The following is an 18,485-nucleotide window of genomic DNA, read 5'->3' on the forward strand; positions in this document are numbered from 1 at the left end:
TGCGCTGCGGGGCGACCGGGGTCCGGGCGGCCAGCGCCCGCTGCACCGGTCCGTAGTCCGGCCGGTCCTCCCCCGCCGCCCGCAGCGCGAGGACGGCGGCGGCCGCCTCGGTGACGGCGGTGGTGCGCAGCCGGGCCGTGAGCAGGGCGGGGATGTCGTCGCGGGTGAGTCCTGCCGCGACGGCCGGTTCCAGTCCGGCGTTGTAGGTATACGCGCCGACCGGGAGCCGTCCGTCGCCCAGCAGGAGGGCGCCCAGGGAGGCCATCAGAACAGCGAGTACCGCTGGGTGAGCGGCAGTTCGGTGACGGGTGCGGGTTCGACCGGTTCGCCGTCGATGCGGATGGCGAAGGTTTCCGGGTCGACCTCGATGACGGGCAGCGCGGTGTTGTTCGGCAGGTCCGCCTTGGTGAGGTGGCGGGTGGGGCGTACGGCGACGAGTTCCCGTACGAGTCCGAGGCGTTCGGCCAGTCCGTCGGCCAGGCCGGCCGGGGCGACGAAGCTGACGGACAGGTGCGGGGCGGCGCCGGCCGCCGCCGTCGGGCGCAGCAGCACGGGCTGGGTGGTGGGGATCGCCGCGTTGGCGTCACCCAGTGGCGCGTACACCACCATGCCGCCCTTGAGGACGGCGGCGGGGCGGATGCCGAAGAAGGCGGGATCCCAGAGGACGAGGTCGGCGAGTTTGCCGGGTTCGACGGAGCCCACGACATGGTCGATGCCGTGCGCGACGGCGGGGCAGATCGTGTACTTGGCGACGTAGCGGCGGGCGCGTTCGTTGTCGGCGGGCAGCACGCTGCCCCGGTCACCGAAGCGGTTCTTCATCACATGGGCGACCTGCCAGGTGCGGCAGACGACCTCACCGATGCGGCCCATGGCCTGGGCGTCGGAGGAGGTGATGGAGAGTGCGCCGATGTCGTGCAGCACGTCCTCGGCGGCGATGGTGGTGGCGCGGATCCGGGATTCGGCGAAGGCCAGGTCCTCGGGGACGCGGGGGTTGAGGTGGTGGCAGACCATCAGCATGTCGAGGTGTTCGTCGACGGTGTTGACGGTGTGCGGGAGCGTCGGGTTCGTGGACGCCGGGAGGATGTGGGGGTGGGAGGCGACCGTGATGATGTCGGGTGCGTGGCCGCCGCCGGCGCCCTCGGCGTGGAAGACGTGGATGCCTCGTCCGGCGATGGCGTCCAGGGTTCCCTCGACGTAGCCGGCCTCGTTGAGGCTGTCGCCGTGCAGCGCGACCTGGAGCCCGTGGGCCTCGGCCGCCTTCAGCGCGGCGTCGATGGCGGCGGGGGTGGCGCCCCAGTCCTCGTGGACCTTGTAGCCGCCCGCGCCGGAGAGCGCCGCCTCGCGCAGGGCCTCTTCGCCGACGGTGGACCCCTTGGCGAAGAGCAGGACGTTCAGCGGGACGGAGTCCAGTGCGCGGTGCATCATCGCGAGGTTCCACGCGCCGGGGGTGACGGTGGTGGCCTTGGAGGCCTCGGTGGCCCCGGTGCCGCCGCCGATGACGGTGGTGGTGCCGGTGGCCAGGGCCTCGTGCAGGGTCTCCGGCATGAGGAAGTGGACATGGGTGTCGACGGCCCCGGCGGTGAGGATGCGGCCCTCGCCGGAGACCACGTCGGTGCCGGGTCCGATGACCAGGTCGGGGTGGACGCCGTCGGTGGTGTCGGGGTTCCCGGAGCGGCCGAGGGCGACGATGCGGCCGGAGCGGACGCCGACGTCGGTCTTGACGATGCCCCAGTGGTCCAGGACGACGACATTGGTGATGACCAGGTCGAGGGCGCCGTCGGCACGCGAGGTGGTGGCCTGGGCCATGGACTCGCGGATCGACTTGCCGCCGCCGAAGACGGCTTCGTCGCCGCCGATGCAGCGGTCCTCCTCGACCTCGATCCAGAGGTCGGTGTCGGCCAGCCGGACGCGGTCGCCGGTGGTCGGCCCGTAGAGCGCCGCGTAGCGGGCACGGGTCAGCCGGGACATCTCACTGCCTCCTGTTCGGGGGTGCGGACGGGGTGGGCGGCGGGGAGCGGGCGGGCGGCGGGGACGACGAGGCCGGGCACCGCGGCGCGTCCGCCGAGCGCCACGAGGGCGACCTCGGCGCCGACGCCGGGTTCGAAGCGCAACGACGTACCGGACGGAATATCCAGCCGGAATCCGCGCGCGGCGTCCCGGTCGAAGGAAAGCGCGGGATTCACGTCGGCGAAATGAAAATGCGAACCGATCTGAATGGGACGGTCGCCGTCATTTACCACGGTCAGCCGAATCGTGGGGCGTCCGGAATTGAGCTGGACCGTACCGGCAGCGGGCCGGATCTCGCCGGGGATCACGGGATCGGCGCGGTGATCGTGACGAGCTTGCGCCCGTCGGGGAAGGTCGCCTCGACCTGGACGTCGTGCAGCATCTCCGGGACGCCTTCGAGCACGTCGGAGCGGGTGAGCACGGTGCGCCCCTCGGTCATGAGGTCGGCCACCCGGGCCCCTTCGCGGGCCCGCTCCATCGCCCAGCAGGCGAGCAGAGCGGTGGCCTCCGGGTAATTGAGGCGGACACCGCGCGCACGGCGGTCACGGGCGACCATTCCGGCGACGCTCAGCAGCAATTTCTCCGTGTCGGACGGAGTGAGAAACATGGGAAACCTCCATGGCGGCGAATCCCCGGAATTCCCGGAATCGCCTCGGCCACGCTCCTCTTATAAGCCTCCGGATGACGCCGTGGCAACTTACGTCGCACCGCAAAAAATCCCTTTCTGGCGTTATCACCCACCATATACGGGCAATGCAGACAAATTTTGATCATCACGGAGCGCGGGAAAAGCGGCCACGCCCGCAGCGCGATCGTCGGCCCAAGACGGTGGACGGTCCGAGACGGTTGACGGTCCGGTCTCCGCATACCTGGCGCGCCGATGAGTTTCCCGCGCTGCGGGGGTCTTACGGGCGGCAGCGCATGCCACAGGCGTGCGGCCTCTATGTGAACCGGAGAGACGAACATGGCAACAGCGCGAGAGCAGTCGTCCAGGGCCGAGGCGCGTGTCCGCTCCGCCGACGGCACCGAGATCGCCTTCGAGCAGTCGGGGCACGGTCCGGCTGTCGTCCTGGTGGCCTCGGCCCTGGCGGACCGCTCGGACACCGCCAAACTCGCGGCGCTCCTCGCCCGGCACTTCACGGTGATCAACTACGACCGGCGCGGACGCGGCGCCAGCGGTGATGCCGCCGCTTACGCCCCCGACCGCGAGATCGAAGACATCGCCGCGCTGGTCGAACACGTCGGTGGTTCGGCGTCGCTGTTCGGCTCGTCCTCCGGAGCGGTCCTCGCCCTGCGCGCGGCGGCGGCCGGAGTCGGCGTCGAGCGCCTGGCTCTGTACGAGCCGCCGTTCGTGGTGGCCGAAGGCGATGACGGGCCGCCGACGGATCTCGCGCAGCGGATCACCGCGCTGCTCGCGGAAGGCCGGCCCGGTGACGCGGTCAAGTACTTCATGACCGAGGTGCAGGGCATGCCCGGCATCGCCGTGTTCTTCATGAAGCTCATGCCGAAGATATGGGCGAACCTCACCGGGCTGGCGGGCACTCTGCCCTATGACATCGCGATCATGGGCGACACCCAGCAGGGCAAGCCGCTCGACGCCGAGGAGTGGAAAGGGGTCGCCGTACCCGCCCGTGTGCTGACCGGTGGCAAGAGTCCGGCCGCGTTCAGGCGCGCCGCCCTCGCCGTCACCGAGATCCTGCCGCAGGCCGACCACCGCACGCTGCCCGGACTCAACCACGGTGCCGTGGTCATGGCTCCGAAGAAGGTCGCCCCGGAGATCATCGAGTTCCTCAAGGGCTGAGCTTGTCGGGGGAACGGTCGGCGGCGCTCGCGTCCTTCGCCTTCTACGATCACCCGATACGGCTGGAGGAGGGGGCGGGGAATGCTTGAGGACGTCGGGGACGGGACAGCGGCAGCGGAGCGGCTCGCGGGTGGTGCGCCGCTGCGAGACACACTTGATGTCACCGATCCCGCCGACTGGCTCGCGCTGGACGCGGCAGTGCGTGAGGTGGCCTGGTACCACCCTCACCCCGTGCCGTCGTGGGAGCAGTCCGCGCCGCTGCACGCCGATCTGTCCCGGCTCGGCGAGTCTCGGCTCGCCCTCGCCCTGTGCCACCGCGACGGGCGGATTCGCCAGGAGGCGCTGCGGCAGTCGGGGCGGTACCCCGGGCTGCTGCCGTTGGTCGTGATCCGTTGCGCCGATTGGGCCGGCCCGGTGCGCGAGCACGCGCGGCGGGTGCTGGGCGAAACCCTGGACGCGGGCTCCGCACTCGATCTGGCGCCGCTGATACTCCGCGTCGGCCGCCGCGACCGGGGTGCCTTCGGTGTCGAGGTGCTCGGCCAGGTCCTGCGCCGGGCGTCCCGCGGGCAGTTCGCTGTTCTCTTCGCCGAACCCGACCGCGCCGTCCGGCGGTTCGCGTACCGGCTGGCCGTCGAAGACCGGCTGCTCCGTTCCGCCGAGCTGGCCCGCGCGGCCGTCACGGACCAGGACTCCGTCGTCCAGGACCTGTGTGCCACGGCGGCGCTCGCGGCTCTGGGGGAGGACGACGACTACGAGGGTGTGCTGCCTCTGCTGCTGTCCGCGCGCAACCCGCGTACCCGTTCGGCCGGCGTGACCGCGCTGCGACGGGCGGAGCGGTCGGAGGAGGCGGAGCCGTTTCTCCGCGACCGTTCAGCCCTCGTGCGGGCCTGTGCCCGGTATGTCGTACGGCAGCGTGGCGGCGACCCGGCGGCCCTCTACCGCGAGTGGTGCGGGGCTCCGGACGACCCGGCGTTGCCGCCCGGTGCGGTCATCGGGCTGGCCGAGTGCGGGAACCGCGCCGACGCCGGGCTGCTGCGGCCGCTGCTCGCACATCCGGCGGCCGGGGTACGGGCGCGCGCGGTGGCCGGGTTGCGGGCGCTGGACTGCGCGGACGCGGAGCGGTTGCGGCCGCTCCTCGACGACCCGGCGGCCGGGGTCGTCCGCGAGACCGTCGCCGCCCTGCTGCCCTCGGCCGGGGAACTGCCCGCCGACTGGCTGCTGGAGCGCACCGGTTCCGAGTGGCCTCGGCACGTCCGCGTCGGTGCGTTCCGGCTGCTCGACGCGCGCGGCGGCGTCGTGGCCCTTCGGGCGGCGGTCGGTCTGCTCCAGGACCCCGATGTGAAGCTGCGTACCTGGGCCGCGCAATCGGTGCAACGCTGGCATCCGTCACCGGGCGAACGGCACGACGGCGCGGAGGTGGGGGAACTGCTCGACCGCAGCCGGCATCTCTTCAGCGACTTCGTGCTGCGCCGGCGCAAGTGGGAGGCGGGGGCGGGGAGCTGAGCCCGCACCGCCGGTCCGTCACCCTCCGGGCCGGCATGCTCCGGTCCGGCGCGCTCCGGCACGGCACGCTCCGGACTGGCCCCTGCCGGGTTCCCGCTGTTGCGCGGTGCCGTCGTGGCCCGGACGGGATCGCGGGTCCGGTCGGCCGGTCGGCGCGGTGGGCAGGGCGCTGACCTGCGGTGTCCCGGCGATGAGCGGGGGTGGCGGGGCCGCACGTCACGTTTGGGTAACCTCCCGGAAACCCTTGACGTGCCTCCGGGAGCGTTCCTAACCTCCTCGTGTAAGTCGCACTTCACGTGCTGCGGCGCTTTCCGCAGTGTTTTGGCAGGCACAGACATAGACCACCTGTCGGTGGTTTCGTCATGCCTGTTTTTTTGTGCTCCCCGTGCCGCCGATGGGTCTTCCTCGAAGGCGGATTCATGGCACAACGTCCGAGCGTCAGAGGCGTCGGCGACGTCGTTGCGCTCATCGATGGGCTGGGAAAGATCACCGGCCGGGCGCAGGTCATCTGGTTCCTCGTATTCGGCGGGCTGTTCCTCGACGCCTACTCCAACGCGGCGCTGAGCGCCGGCCTGGGGCCGATGACCACCCAGATGGAGCTGACCAGCACACAGGTCTCCATCCTCACGGCCACCGCTCCGGCCCTGGCGATCCTCTTCAACCCGATCGGCGGCTGGCTCGCGACGCGGATCGGCCGGGTTCCCCCGCTGCTCCTCGCCAAGGTCTTCGCGATCGCGGGCGCGCTGCTCGCCGCCTTCGCCGGTGACTTCACCGTCGTCTGGCTGGGCCGGGTGCTGGTGGGCGTGGCGTACGGCATCGACTTCGCCGTCGCCATGGCGCTGCTCGCCGAGTACACCCCCGCCAAGCTGGGCGGCCGGCTGAACCTGTGGCAGGCCGTCTGGTACGTCGCCACCACCAGCAACCTCGCGCTCGCCCTGTTCTTCTTCAACCTGGACGTCGGCGCGGACATCTGGCGCTGGTCGGTGGGCTCGGCCGCCGTCGTCGCGGTCGTGCTGCTGCTGGGCCAGTGGCTGATGCTCAAGGAGAGCCCCACCTGGCTGGCGAGCAAGGGCCGGCTCGACGAGGCCGTCCTCAACCTCGACCGGATCTACGGCGTCAAGGCCGTCGCCGGGAAGCCCGACGAGGCGACCCGGGCCGCGAGCGAGGCCCCCGCCATCGGCTTCCGCCAGGCCGGGGTGCTGTTCCGCGGGGCGTATCTGCCGCGCACGATCCTGTCCTCGGTGATCTCGCTCGGGCAGTCGATGCAGTACTTCGCCGTCGGCTGGTACCTCCCGCTGATCAGCCTGACGATCTTCGGCGAGAGCTTCGAGAAGGCCACCATCGGTTCGATGGTCTTCAACGCCTTCGGCATCGCGGGCGGCCTGCTGTCCGCGTACTTCGGCCGCCGGCTCGGACTGCGGCTCAGCTCCGCCGCCGGGTTCGCCGGGGTCTTCGTCGCCCTGGTCGCGATGGGGCTGACCTTCGAGAAGGTGCCCACGGCAGTGGCGTTCCTGCTGCCGGTGCTGTTCATCCTCTGCCACTCCACGGGCCCCGGCGCCAACGGCAAGTCCATCGCCGCCCTCTCGTACAGCAGCGATGTGCGCGCGCTGGGCACCGGTGTGACCGGCATGGTCGGCAGCTTCGGCAGTGTCGCCGGGCTCTACCTCTTCCCGCAGATCAAGGAGGGGCTCGGCCTCGCCGACACCTTCCTGGTCCTGTCCGTCGTGCCGCTGCTCGGCATGATCACCTGCCTGGCGATCAAGTGGGATCCGATGAAGGCGCCCTCGCCGGACGAGGTGGCGGGGCAGGACGCCGCCGACGGGCCTGACGCGCGGGAATCCGCGGCGGCCGCCTCCGCGCGCTGACCGTCCGCCGGTCCCGCCGCACCCCACGATGGTCCCTCTCCCCCTCCGTACAGCTCGCGATGCTCGCAAGGAAAGGCCCGCAATGATGCAGACGCTCCCCGGTGCCGCCTCCCGGCGCGGTGTGCTGGCCATCGACGAGGGCACCACCGGCACCCGGGCCGGAGTCGTACTCGACTCCGGCGGGGCGCACGAGGTGTTCTACCGCTCGATCGCGGTCAGCCACCCGGACGACCACTCGGTCGAACAGGACCCGATGGAGATCTGGACCGCCACGCTCGACGTGGCACGCCGGGCCGTCGCCGCCGCGCGGGCGGAGGGGATCGCGGTCACGGCCGTGGCCCTCTCCACCCAGCGGGCCACCGCGATGCTGTGGGACCGGGTGACCGGGCGGCCGCTGCTGCCCGCCGTGGTGTGGCAGGACCGGCGGTACGCCGCCGAACTCACCGCGCACGAGGAGCGGTGGGACGCCGTCCTCACCGCCCGTCAGGGACGGCCCGTCGGGGCCCGGGCGCCGTTCCTGTGGGCCGCCCGGCAGATCGCCGAGCACCCCGGGGCGGCCGAGGCGTACCGAGCGGGCCGGCTGCTCTTCGGCACCGTCGACACGTGGCTGATCTGGCGGCTGACCGGCGGCGCCGTGCACGCCACCACCCCGACCAACGCCGCGTCCACCGGCGGCTACCTGCTCCAGCGGCACGCCTGGGACGAGGAGTGGATCGGCCACCTCGGCTTCCCCCTCGATCTGCTGCCCGAACTCCGCTCCGACGACGCCGGGTTCGGCACCACCGACCCGGCGGCCCTCGGCATCTCCGTACCGCTGGCCGCGTCCATGGGCGACCAGCACGCCGCGCTGATCGCCCTCGGCGGTCTGGCCGCCGGGCAGGGCATGTGCATGTACGGGACCGGCGCGTTCGTCGACGCGGCGACCGGCACCACCCCCGCCCTGCCCCGGCCCGACATCGCCGGGGTCCTCGCCCAGCCCGGCTACCGGCAGGGCGCCACCAGCCACTACAGCCTGGAGGCGTACACCTCCACGGCGGGGTCGGCGCTGCGCTGGCTCTGCGACGACCTGGGCCTGTTCGCGTCGCCGAAGGAGCTCGGTGAGGAGGCGGGCCGGGTCCCCACCCGGCCGGGCCGCACCCCGCGTTTCGTCCCGGCGCTCGCCGGGGTCAGAACGCCGGTCTGGCACCCGGAGGCCACCGCCGCCCTCACCGGGCTCACCCTTGCCACCACCCGGGCCGACCTGGCCCGCGCCGTCCTGGACGGCATCGCGCACTCGGTGTGCGACCTCGTCGACGGGGTGGCCGCCACGATGAACGCCCCCTTCACCCGGCTGCGGGTCGGCGGCGGCGTCGCGGGCAGCGACCCGCTCCTGCGCATCCAGGCCGACCTGACCGGCCTGCCGCTGGAGCGGGTCGCCGACTCGGCCACGGCCAGCCTGCGTGGCACCGCCTATCTCGCCGGGGTCGCCCAGGGCCTGTGGGGCTCCCTGGAAGAGGTCGTCGAGGCGCAGCCCCGGGGCCGGGTCTTCGAACCGTCCCTCGGCGCGGACGAACGCGCCGCCCAGCGCGGGGCCTGGCGGGATGTGCTCATCGGCCATCTCCAGGACCCCGCCCTCACCCCCCTCACCCCTCACTGACGGCCCCCCAGCCGTCGGCACGCGGCCGGCCCGCCCGACCACGCGGCCGCCGCACCGTGAACCACCAGGAGTTGATGTTGTGATCACCATGCCCGCCAGGAAGCCGCGGCGCACCGCCGCGGCGACCCGCCGCACCCCGCTGCTGCTGGACCGCGCGGCGGCCAAGCGGCGGCTGGCCGACGACACGTACGACGTCCTCGTCATCGGCGGCGGCGTCACCGGCGCGTACGCCGTACTGGACGCCGCCTCCCGGGGACTGCGCGCCGCGCTCGTCGAGAAGGACGACTTCGCCTCGGGGACCTCGTCGAAGTCCTCCAAGATGGTGCACGGCGGTCTGCGCTACATCGAGCAGGGCAACGTCAACCTCGTGCGCCACTCGCTCCTGGAGCGCCACCGCTTCCGCAAGAACGCCCCGCACCTGGTGCACCGGCTGCCGTTCCTCTTCCCGATCCTGGAGAAGGAGGGGGTCTTCGACGCCCGGCTCGCCAAGGGCTTCGAGGGTCTGCTCTGGACGTACGACCTGGTCGGCGGCTGGCGGATCGGCAAGCTGCACCAGCGGCTGACCGTCCCGGAGGTCCTCGCGCAGGCGCCGACCCTGCGCGCGGAGAACCTCAAGGGCGGGCTGGTGTACTTCGACGCCCGCACGGACGACGCCCGGCTGGTGCTGACCATCGTGCGGACGGCGGCGGCGCTCGGCGCGACCGTGCTGAACGGGGCCAGGGCCGAGTCGCTGCTGATGCGCAACGGCAAGGTCGCCGGGGCGCGGGTCGCGGTGGACGGCGACAGCGTCGAGATCCGGGCGCGGGCCGTCGTCAACGCCACCGGGGTGTGGACCGACGAACTGGACGCCCAGGCCGTCGAGGGCCACGCGCCCCGGGTGCGCCCCGCCAAGGGCGTACACATCGTGGTGCCGTGGGACAAGGTGCGGATCAACTGCACGGTCACGGTGCCGATCCCGGGCCGGGCCCGCCGCGCCACCTGCACCCGCTGGGGCAACGCCGTGGTGCTGGGCACCACCGACGAGGACTACCGGGGCTCGCCGGACGACGTGCACTGCACCCGCGAGGAGATGGAGTTCCTGCTGGAGGGCGCCAACACCGCGTTCGAGGGGAAGCTCACCCCGGACGACGTCGTCGGCTCCATCGGCGGGCTGCGCCCGCTGGTCGGCGGCAAGGAGGGCGCCACGCTCGACATGCGCCGCGACCACCACATCAGCATCGGCCGCACCGGCATGGTGACCGTGACCGGCGGCAAGCTCACCACCAGCCGGCACATGGGCGAACTCGTCATCGACAAGGTGATGACCGTCCTCGGCAGCCGGGCCCGCAGCCGCACCACCGACCTTCCGCTGCTCGGCGGCGCCGGCTACGACGCCGAGGCCGTGGCCGCGTCCGGCGGGCTCGCCGCCCATCTCGGCGAGCGCTTCGGCACCGAGGCCCGGTTCGTCGGCGACCTGATCCAGGAGGACCCGGCGCTGGCCGAACCGGTCGTCGCCGGACTCCCGTACACGAAGGCCGAGGTCGTGTACGCGGCCCGGGCCGAGCTGGCCCGTTCCGTCGACGACGTCCTCTCCCGCCGCACCCGCGCCCGGCTCTTCGCCCGCGACGCCTCCGCCGAGGCGGCCGCCACCGTCGGCGCGATCCTCGGCCGGGAACTGAACCTCGGCCGGGCCGAGGTGGAGCGCTCCGTCGCCGACTACCTCGCTTCCGTCCGCCATGAAAAGTCCGTACTCCTCGAAGGGGCCGCAGCATGATCAGCCGTCAGACCATCACCCACCCGTTCAACCGGGGCGACTACACGGTCGGCGCGCCCAGCCCCGCCAAGTGGGCCCGGAACACCCCCGTCGGGGACGGCGACGCCGCCCTCCAGAGCAACCCGGTCGAGGTGCCGCAGAACGTGATCGAGGCCCTGCGCGAGGTGGCGGAGGCCGTGCACGTGGAGCGTGCGGAGGTCGTCGCGCGGACCCGTGACTGGTGGGCCGGTTCGATGATCGGCGAGACCGAGGGCCGGCCCGCGACGCCGGACGCGGTCGTCGTGGAGGCGGCCGACGCGGACCAGGTCGCGGCCGTGCTGCGGATCTGCCACGAGGCGGGCGTCCCGGTCACCCCGTCCGCGGGCCGCTCCAACGTCACCGGGGCGGCGCTGCCCGTTTTCGGCGGGGTCGTGCTGGACGTGTGCCGGCTGAACGCGATCACCGGCTTCGACGCGGAGTCGAACGTGGTGGACGTCCAGGCCGGCATGTTCGGCGACCTCTTCGAGAAGCAGCTCCAGGAGGAGTACGGCGTCACGACGGGCCACTGGCCGTCCGCGTTCGCCGTCTCCACGGTCGGCGGCTGGATCGCCTGCCGGGGCGCCGGCCAGCTCTCGACCCGCTACGGCAAGATCGAGGACATGGTCGTCGGCGTGGACGTGATCCACGCCGACGGCACCCGCGCCACCTACGGCGACTACGCCCGTGCCGCGGTCGGCCCGGACCTGCGCCAGCTCTTCGTCGGCTCCGAGGGCACGCTCGGCGTCATCGTCTCGGCACGGCTGCGCGTGCACCCCCTCCCGGAGTACGCGAACGCCGTCGCGTTCGGCTTCGCGACCTTCGCCGAGGGTCTGGCCGCCTGCCGGAAGATCATGCAGCGCGGGGCGACCCCGGCGGTGCTGCGGCTGTACGACGCTCTGGAGTCGGGCACCCACTTCGGGCACCCCGAGACCAATCTGCTGCTGATCGCGGACGAGGGCGACCCGGCGATCGTGGACGCCTCGCTCAAGGTGGCCGCCGAGGTCTGCGCGGAGTACGGACCCGAGCTGGACTCGCGGGCGGTGTTCGAGCGCTGGCTGGACGAGCGGATGCTGGTCGGCAAGTCCTCGGACGGCTTCACGCCCGGTCCGGGGTTCGTCGCGGACACCCTGGAGATGGCGGCGTCCTGGGCGGACCTGCCGGTGATCTACGACGAGGTGGTGGCCGCGATCCAGTCGGTGCCCGGCACCCTGGCGGCCTCCGCGCACCAGTCGCACGCCTACACCGACGGCGCCTGCGTCTACTTCTCGCTCCGCGGCGAGGTGGCCCCCGAGGCGCGCCGCGACTGGTACCGCGCGGTGTGGGACGCGGCGAACGCCGTACTGATCAAGCACGCGGCGGCGCTCAGCCACCACCACGGCTGCGGTCTGCTGCGCGGCCCCTACCTGCGGGAATCCCTGGGTGCGGGCTTCGAGACCTTCGTCGCGGTGAAGAAGGCCCTGGACCCGGCCGGCATTCTCAACCCTGGCAAACTGGGCCTTCCCAGCCGATTCGGTACGTCTCCGCTGAACTGACCCGGCGCCCGCGCACCCCTCCTCCCAGGCAGGCCATGCCATGACTCCTTCCCCGTCCCGGTCGGGCGCCCCGCTCGACCCCCGGCTCGGCTCGGCGTTCGCCGAGGTGCCGGTGATCGCGTCGGTCGTCGGCGCCCAGCCGCTGCGGCAGTTCCTGACCGCGCCGGCCCGGGCGTGCATCCTGGCGTCGTTCGCCGTGGGGCAGCTGCCCCAGGTCGTGCCGGCGCTGGGCCGGGCGGGGAAGCTGGTGTTCGTGAACGTGGACAGCAGCCCCGGTCTCGCGCAGGACCGGGGCGCGCTGGAGTTCCTCAAGAACATGGGCGCGCACGGCGTGGTCAGCACCCGGCTCTCGCTGATAGAGAAGGGCCGGCCACTGGGCCTGCTGACCATGATGAAGGTGTTCGTCACCGACCGGTCCAACCTGCGCCGCTCCACGGACGCGATCGCGCGCGGGGCGCCGGACCTGGTCGAAGTCATGCCCGCCCCGATCATCGCCCGGATGAGCGCGCAGTCCCAGCGCGCGATGTCCCCGTCGGTGGCCGCGGGCTTCGTGGAAGACCCCTCGGACGTGGCGCTCGCCCTGGCCCTCGGCTCGGTAGCCGCCGCCACCTCCGACCCCCGCCTCTGGCATCTGCGCCGCGACCAGCTGCCGCCGGTCCCGCCGGGCGCCCTCAAGAGGCCCTCCCCACCTCAGGAGTAGTACCGAAGTGAGTTACGTCGTCATAGCCCGCTACCGCACCCGGGAGGGCGCCGAGGACACCGTCCTGCCGCTCCTGGACACCATGGCCGCCGCCTCCCGCGCCGAGCCCGGCAATCTCGCCTACCGCGTCCACCAGGGCACCGAGGACCCCCGCGCGATCGCGCTCTACGAGGAGTACGCGAGCGAGGCCGACTTCACCGCGCACTGCGAGAGCCCGCACTTCCGGGAGATCGTGCTCGGCCGGGTCGTCCCGCTGCTGGAGAGCCGCGAGGTCCTGCGGTGCACGCCGCGCGAGGGGGCGGGCGCATGAGGACCCGGGCCGTCGTCCTGCGCAAGACCTCGACCGCGCGGCCGTACACCGAGTCCCGTCCCGTCGCGGTGGAGGAGCTGGAGCTCGGCGCCCCGCGCGAGGGCGAGGTCCTGGTGCGGGTCGCGGCCGCCTCGCTGTGCCACTCGGACCTCTCGGTCGTCAACGGCGACCGGGTCCGCCCGCTGCCCATGGCGCTCGGGCACGAGGCGGTCGGCGTGGTCGAGGAGACCGGGCCCGGGGTGCGCCGGGTCTCCCCCGGTGACCATGTGGCGCTCGTCTTCGTGCCGAGCTGCGGCTTCTGCGCCGACTGCGCGGCGGGGCGGCCCGCCCTGTGCGCCCAGGCCGCCGCGGCGAACGGTTCCGGGGCGCTGCTGCACGGCCCCTCGCTGCTCACCGACGCCTCCGGCGCCACCGTCCACCACCAGCTGGGCGTCTCGGCGTTCTCCTCGCACACGGTGGTCGCCCAGGAGTCCCTGGTGCCGATCCCCCGGGACATCCCGTTCACCGTGGCCTCGATGTTCGGCTGCGCGGTGCTCACCGGGGCCGGCGCGGTCATCAACACGGCGGCGCTGCGCCCCGGCCAGTCGGCGGTGGTCTACGGGCTGGGCGGAGTGGGCCTCTCGGCGGTGCTGGGCGCCAAGGCGGCCGGGGCGTACCCGGTGATCGCCGTCGACCCGGTGCCGGAGAAGCGCGCCCTGGCGCTGCGGCTGGGCGCCACGCACGCGTACGCCCCCGGCGATGCGGTCGCCGCGGTCCGCGAACTGACGTGCGGCGGGGCGGAGGTGGCGGTGGAGGCCGTGGGCAGCCCGCAGGTGATGGCCGCGTGCCTGACGGCCGTGGCGCGCGGCGGCAAGGTCGTCTCGGTGGGGCTGCCGGCCCCCGACCGGACGCTGGAGGTGCCGGCGCTGGCCTTCGCGGGCGAGGGCAAGTCGCTGCTCGGTTCGTACATGGGCGACGCGGTGCCGCGCCGGGACATCCCCCGCTTCCTGGACCTGTGGCGGGCCGGGCTCATGCCGGTGGAGCTGATGCACACCGGAACGCTCGCCCTGGACGGGATCAACGACGCGATGGAGGAGCTTGCCTCGGGCCGGGCGATCCGTCAGGTCCTGGACACCTCGGGCCTGCTGACCGCGTGACCGGACCGGACCGTGCTCCAGGTCACGGTGGGGGCTTTGCAACCGCACCGACGCGTCCGGCGTCCGGTTGGGTGAAAGCTGTCCGAGATCATCTTGTGGTCTCACGCATCGGCCGGGTGGGAGAGCTGGGACGTGTGTGCACACCCCATGCCCTTCACCACCCGGCCGCTGCCCTTACCTACTTCGGAGGAACAACCCCTATGCGCCTGAAGCGCCTCGCCGCCTCGGCCCTGATCACCCTCACGGCCGTGGCCGGCACCTCGCTCGCCACCGCCACCAACGCCTCTGCGGCGAGCTACCACTGCAAGACCAGCAGCGCCTCCGTCGACAACCCCGCGTACTCCGGCCCCTGGTCCGACAACTACAACTTCGACGTGAAGCTGTGCGCCAAGCGCTCCGGCGGTTACATATACGCCTACGCGAAGGTTTCCTTCGAGGGCCCCGTCAGTTACGTCAACCAGATCGACGTCCTCGACGCCGCCCGCTTCCACCTCCAGGTCAAGAAGTCCGTCTCCGGTCCGGACCCGGTCAAGAAGTGGGCGAACTACACCGGCCTCGAGTACAAGCTGGAGCACGGCAACACGCTGGGCAACGGCAGCTACACCACCGGCACCATCAAGTACAAGGCCGGCTCCGGCCGCTACCTCGCCGACGGCTTCATCCAGCTGGACTGGAACAACGACGGCAAGGGCTACCGCAACACCTACTTCAGCGCCTCCCCCACCGTCTAAGGCCTGAGGCATCCCGGACCCGGGCTTCCCCGGCTCCGATCGACGCGGCGGCCCCGCGCCACCGCGCTCCGAAACGCGATGTGCCCCGACCGGTTTCCCGGCCGGGGCACATCCCGTTCGCACCGAAGGCTCAGGCACCCAGGTCACCGGGCGGCTGTCCGTCCCAGGTCTTCCCCGAAGATCCGATCGACATGGTTGGCGGCATCGACGCCGCCCCATCAGGCGCGAGGCCGCTTTGTTCGGATCGTCAGGTGCGGCCTGGATCGGGAGGTACAGCCAGGCGCTTGACTGAACGCACACTCAGGCAGGAGCCTCGCGGTCAAAGTGTGGGCGGTGGCGACACTGCTGCGCGAGGACTTCAGCAAACGGCTTGCGGGTGTGCACCGCGAACCAGAAGTGGATACCCAGGTGATCGCGTTCCTGATCGACGTGGTGGGGGCTCTCCTGATCCCCCATGTCGGTGGAAAACGGCGGACAAGAGCTCAAGCTCGCGCCTTCGCCGAGGGCGGTGAGGTCCTCTTCGAGGCATGCGTCCTCGGCGACCGCCCGTACTGCAGGCCGCACATCGTCTTCCTTGCGGCGTCCAGGACTGCTCTGCACCTATCGCCCACCGAGGTGAAAACGCTCGCACGTCGCTCCCTGCCGACCGAGCGTATCGAGATACGCCAGATCCGCAGGCGGACTCGATCAGACCCTCGGATCATCCGCCCCTTCTGGGACGTCGCCGATTGTCACGACGGAAGCGCCGACTTCGTGGTCGCCTGCGCACCTGATCACATGCGCTATTTCGCTGGTTCGCTCCAAACGGAAGACCCGAAATGAGTACCAGACGTGCTGGCTGATTCCGTTCGGCGTTCGAGGTTGCGATGGCCTTGAGCGCGGGTCCGGGTGCGCCTGTGCAACCCCGTCACGGGCTGAGGGACATGGAGCAGGCGCGACGGTCAGGAAGCCTGTGGCGGGAGCGCCGAGCGGGAGAGGTTGCCGTCGGGGTCGCCGGTGAGCCAGGTGCCGTCGCCGAGCGGGACCAGTCCGTACGCGTCCGTCGCCTCGGTGGCGAGTTCACCCCTGTGTGTGCCCGTGCGGAGGTCGATGAGGTGGTGGCGGAACCACTCCTCCTCGTCCTCGTCCTCACCCGCCAGCGGGACGACCGCCAGGTCGGGAGTGAGGTAGCCGCCGCTCCATTCCATCATGGTGGTCTCCGCCTCGTACCCGAAGGCTTCGACGGGCAGCGTGAACAGCACCTCCCCGCTGGGGTGACGGTGGAAGGCGACGTCCCCCTGCCCGTGGTCGACCGTCATGAACTGCTGCCCGTCCGGTGAAAGGGCGATCAGGCAGCGGTCCGGCCACGGGTACGTCACGAACTCGACCTCACCGTTCTCCCCGGGCACACCCCGGAGAATCACGGAGCCGTCCTGGCCCTCTCCGATGTCGAGGTAGATGCTGCCGTCCGCAGGGTGCACGTAGTGGGAGCCCCCGTGTCCGGCCGTCTCCACCTGATGGCGGGCCAGTACCTCCCCGGTGTTCGCGTCGTGCACGACCCACTGGTCCGCCCGTCCGCGCCCGGCCATGACGTCCGGCCGGTACACCCACACGGTCCTGCCGTCCAGGGACAGGGCGCAACCGGGCCAGTTGCCGAGGCGCCGGTCCGAGTGCGGCAGGAAGTCCGCGGCCCACAGCAGCTCACCGTCGCGGGTGAGGCACACGACGCTGTCGACCGTGGTGTACACCACCCGCTCGAGATCGGGCCGGACCACCGCCTCTTCGACCTGGTCGCCCGGCCGGGGGTGGAACACCGCGGCGGGCTCCATCGCTCCCACCACACCGGCGTCCATCGCGTAGGCGTGAATCCGCCCGTCGACGCGGCGTGTAATCACTTTGCGAGACCGCCCAGCATTCATCTGCCGAGGCTAGCGCCCGGTGCAGGCCGCCCGAGAACCGGGGCACCGCTGGCCCATCCGGTGCGCTGAGCCGGGGCACTGCGGCCGGCAGGTCATCTGTGCCACGATGCGCGGGTGGAGATGACCGACGTCAGGCGTGCGATCGAGGCCGCGACTGCCGTCGCGGCCTCGCTTCACCTGCCGGCCCACGAGGCAACCGTCCTCCACAACTCGAACAAGGTGGCTCTGCGGCTGACCCCGTGCGATGTCTTCGCCCGGGTCGCCCCTGTGGGACAAGAGGTCGCGCGGTTCGAGATCGAACTCGCCCAGCGGCTCGCCGAGGTCGGGAGCCCGGTGTGTCCCCTGGAGCCACGGGTGGAGCCGCGCGTGTACACACGCGACGGCTTCGCCGTGACGCTGTGGACCTATTGCGAGCCCGTCGCACCGCGTGTTTCACCGGCCGACTACGCCACGGCGTTGCAGCGCCTGCACGTCGGCATGCGCGAGGTCGATGTGCCGAGCCCGATGTTCACGGACCGGATCACGGAGGCGGAAGACGTCGTCGCCGACCCGCAGCGCTCGCCCGAACTCCGTCCTGCGGACCGTGCGTTCCTCGGCGACAGGCTGGCGAGCCTGCGAGGGTCGATCGTCGGCCGTGGCGCCGGGGTGCAGCTGCTGCACGGCGAGCCGCATCCGGGCAATGTCCTCAGCACGGGGAACGGCCCGTTGTTCATCGACTTCGAGACGTGCTGCCGTGGTCCCGTCGAGTTCGACCTCGCGCATGTTCCCGAGGCGGTCTGCGCGCACTATCCCGGTGTCGACCACGGATTGCTGGACGAGTGCCGGCAGCTCGTCATCGCGATGATCGCCGCGTGGCGTTGGGAGTTGGGTGACCAGTTTCCGCACGGCCGGCGATTCGGGGAGGAATGCCTGCGCCTACTGCGGGAGGGCCCTCCCTGGCCGGCACTCGACACGGTCACCGAACGTCTGACTCCCGGTCGGTGACAGCCGGTCGGCCGTCGCCGGGGACTGGCCACCCGGTACGACAAGGCACCCGAGAGCTACGTGGCCGGGCTCCCCTTGCGCGGCGCGGTCATCCGGCTCCGAAGCTCCGTACGGCCGGATGAGCCGGAGCAGGGCCCTGCACAGGGTTGCCCGGCGAGTTCAGCGGTCGCGCTCGATCGCCTGAACGCAGCGGGCGAGCAAGGTGCGGAGCATGTCTTGTTCCTCTGCGGTGAACTCGTCCGCAAGGCGGCGTTCGATGCGGACCGCCTCCTTGTCGGCGCTCGTCAAGGCGCGCCGGCCGTCCTCGGTGAGCCGGGTTTCGAGGACTCTCCGGTGCCAGGGGTGCGCCGACCGCTCGATCAGGCCGCGCGCCTCCAGGGTTTTGAGCACCGCCGTCATGGCCTGCGGCGTGACCAGGCAGGCGCGGGCCAGTGCGGCGGCGGAGATGCCGGGGTGCTGGGCGAGGGCGAGAAGTGTGGCGTACTGCGCGACGGTCAGGTCCGCCGTGCGCACGGCGCTGCTCTTGGCGGTCATCAACGCCTGCTCGGCCCGCTTGATGTCCAGGCCGAGCCGGTCCTCCGGCGGCATCTCCATCCACCCACCCTATCAAC

At 71.9% G+C, this 18,485-nt stretch carries 17 protein-coding genes and 1 pseudogene; 12 read left to right on the plus strand and 6 right to left on the minus strand.

Translation table 11 applies throughout. The annotated features are described in order from the left end of the window. The 4 genes and pseudogenes from MHW47_RS03140 to MHW47_RS03155 form a co-directional block, all read right to left on the minus strand. Nucleotides 1–265: pseudogene (locus MHW47_RS03140) on the minus strand (urease accessory protein); the annotation flags it as partial. Further along, nucleotides 265–1,968: an urease subunit alpha gene (locus MHW47_RS03145; protein ID WP_239221040.1), complete on the minus strand. Its 1,704-nt coding sequence runs from the start codon at nt 1,966–1,968 to the stop codon at nt 265–267. The gene MHW47_RS03145 and the pseudogene MHW47_RS03140, both read right to left, overlap by 1 nt. After that, a complete protein-coding gene (locus MHW47_RS03150) occupies nt 1,956–2,315 on the minus strand; it encodes an urease subunit beta (RefSeq protein WP_239221041.1) in 360 nt (119 codons plus the stop codon). The genes MHW47_RS03145 and MHW47_RS03150 overlap by 13 nt, the downstream gene beginning before the upstream one ends. Further along, nucleotides 2,312–2,614: an urease subunit gamma gene (locus MHW47_RS03155; protein ID WP_239221042.1), complete on the minus strand. Its 303-nt coding sequence runs from the start codon at nt 2,612–2,614 to the stop codon at nt 2,312–2,314. Before MHW47_RS03155 ends, MHW47_RS03150 begins: the two co-directional genes overlap by 4 nt. Before the next feature lie 357 nt (nt 2,615–2,971). On the opposite strand from MHW47_RS03155, the gene MHW47_RS03160 reads away from it, so the two are divergent. The 11 genes from MHW47_RS03160 to MHW47_RS03210 all read left to right on the plus strand — a co-directional run bounded on the left by MHW47_RS03160 (nt 2,972) and on the right by MHW47_RS03210 (nt 15,814). Further along, nucleotides 2,972–3,808, plus strand: coding sequence for an alpha/beta fold hydrolase (locus MHW47_RS03160; RefSeq protein WP_239221043.1), 837 nt, complete (start codon nt 2,972–2,974; stop codon nt 3,806–3,808). Nucleotides 3,809–3,889: 81 nt separating this feature from the next. Continuing rightward, nucleotides 3,890–5,311, plus strand: coding sequence for a hypothetical protein (locus MHW47_RS03165; RefSeq protein ID WP_239221044.1), 1,422 nt, complete (start codon nt 3,890–3,892; stop codon nt 5,309–5,311). Nucleotides 5,312–5,730: 419 nt separating this feature from the next. Beyond that, nucleotides 5,731–7,176 (plus strand): MFS transporter, encoded by a 1,446-nt coding sequence (locus MHW47_RS03170; RefSeq protein ID WP_239221045.1) that lies wholly within the window; start codon nt 5,731–5,733, stop codon nt 7,174–7,176. Between the two features lie 82 nt (nt 7,177–7,258). After that, nucleotides 7,259–8,812, plus strand: a complete 1,554-nt coding sequence (locus tag MHW47_RS03175) for an FGGY family carbohydrate kinase (protein ID WP_239221046.1) — start codon at nt 7,259–7,261, stop codon at nt 8,810–8,812. A gap of 79 nt (nt 8,813–8,891) precedes the next feature. Next, entirely contained in the window at nt 8,892–10,565 is a 1,674-nt protein-coding gene (locus MHW47_RS03180) for a glycerol-3-phosphate dehydrogenase/oxidase (protein ID WP_239221047.1), read from the plus strand. Continuing rightward, the gene (locus MHW47_RS03185; protein ID WP_239221048.1) at nt 10,562–12,115 is read left to right on the plus strand and encodes an FAD-binding oxidoreductase; all 1,554 of its coding nucleotides are present in this window, start codon (nt 10,562–10,564) and stop codon (nt 12,113–12,115) included. Before MHW47_RS03180 ends, MHW47_RS03185 begins: the two co-directional genes overlap by 4 nt. 40 nt (nt 12,116–12,155) lie before the next feature. After that, complete coding sequence (locus MHW47_RS03190) at nt 12,156–12,815, plus strand: glycerol-3-phosphate responsive antiterminator (protein ID WP_239221049.1); 660 nt, start codon at nt 12,156–12,158, stop codon at nt 12,813–12,815. Nucleotides 12,816–12,822: 7 nt separating this feature from the next. Further along, nucleotides 12,823–13,125, plus strand: coding sequence for an antibiotic biosynthesis monooxygenase family protein (locus MHW47_RS03195; RefSeq protein ID WP_239221050.1), 303 nt, complete (start codon nt 12,823–12,825; stop codon nt 13,123–13,125). Then, nucleotides 13,122–14,261, plus strand: a complete 1,140-nt coding sequence (locus MHW47_RS03200; RefSeq protein ID WP_239221051.1) for a zinc-binding dehydrogenase — start codon at nt 13,122–13,124, stop codon at nt 14,259–14,261. The genes MHW47_RS03195 and MHW47_RS03200 overlap by 4 nt, the downstream gene beginning before the upstream one ends. Before the next feature lie 200 nt (nt 14,262–14,461). Further along, nucleotides 14,462–14,992 (plus strand): hypothetical protein, encoded by a 531-nt coding sequence (locus MHW47_RS03205; RefSeq protein ID WP_239221052.1) that lies wholly within the window; start codon nt 14,462–14,464, stop codon nt 14,990–14,992. Nucleotides 14,993–15,325: 333 nt separating this feature from the next. Then, nucleotides 15,326–15,814, plus strand: a complete 489-nt coding sequence (locus MHW47_RS03210) for a hypothetical protein (RefSeq protein ID WP_239221053.1) — start codon at nt 15,326–15,328, stop codon at nt 15,812–15,814. A 119-nt stretch (nt 15,815–15,933) separates the two neighbouring features. On the opposite strand, the gene MHW47_RS03215 is transcribed toward MHW47_RS03210, so the two are convergent. Next, nucleotides 15,934–16,890, minus strand: a complete 957-nt coding sequence (locus MHW47_RS03215) for a hypothetical protein (protein ID WP_239221054.1) — start codon at nt 16,888–16,890, stop codon at nt 15,934–15,936. A gap of 120 nt (nt 16,891–17,010) precedes the next feature. Here MHW47_RS03215 and MHW47_RS03220 point away from each other — a divergent pair, with 120 nt between their 5' ends. Continuing rightward, the gene (locus tag MHW47_RS03220; protein WP_239221102.1) at nt 17,011–17,874 is read left to right on the plus strand and encodes a phosphotransferase enzyme family protein; all 864 of its coding nucleotides are present in this window, start codon (nt 17,011–17,013) and stop codon (nt 17,872–17,874) included. A gap of 159 nt (nt 17,875–18,033) precedes the next feature. Here the strand turns inward: MHW47_RS03220 and MHW47_RS03225 are convergent, their stop codons facing one another. Further along, the gene (locus tag MHW47_RS03225) at nt 18,034–18,468 is read right to left on the minus strand and encodes a MarR family winged helix-turn-helix transcriptional regulator (protein WP_239221055.1); all 435 of its coding nucleotides are present in this window, start codon (nt 18,466–18,468) and stop codon (nt 18,034–18,036) included. Nucleotides 18,469–18,485 lie beyond the last annotated feature (17 nt).

It is taken from the genome of Streptomyces sp. OfavH-34-F (assembly GCF_022347745.1).
Taxonomy (GTDB): domain Bacteria; phylum Actinomycetota; class Actinomycetes; order Streptomycetales; family Streptomycetaceae; genus Streptomyces.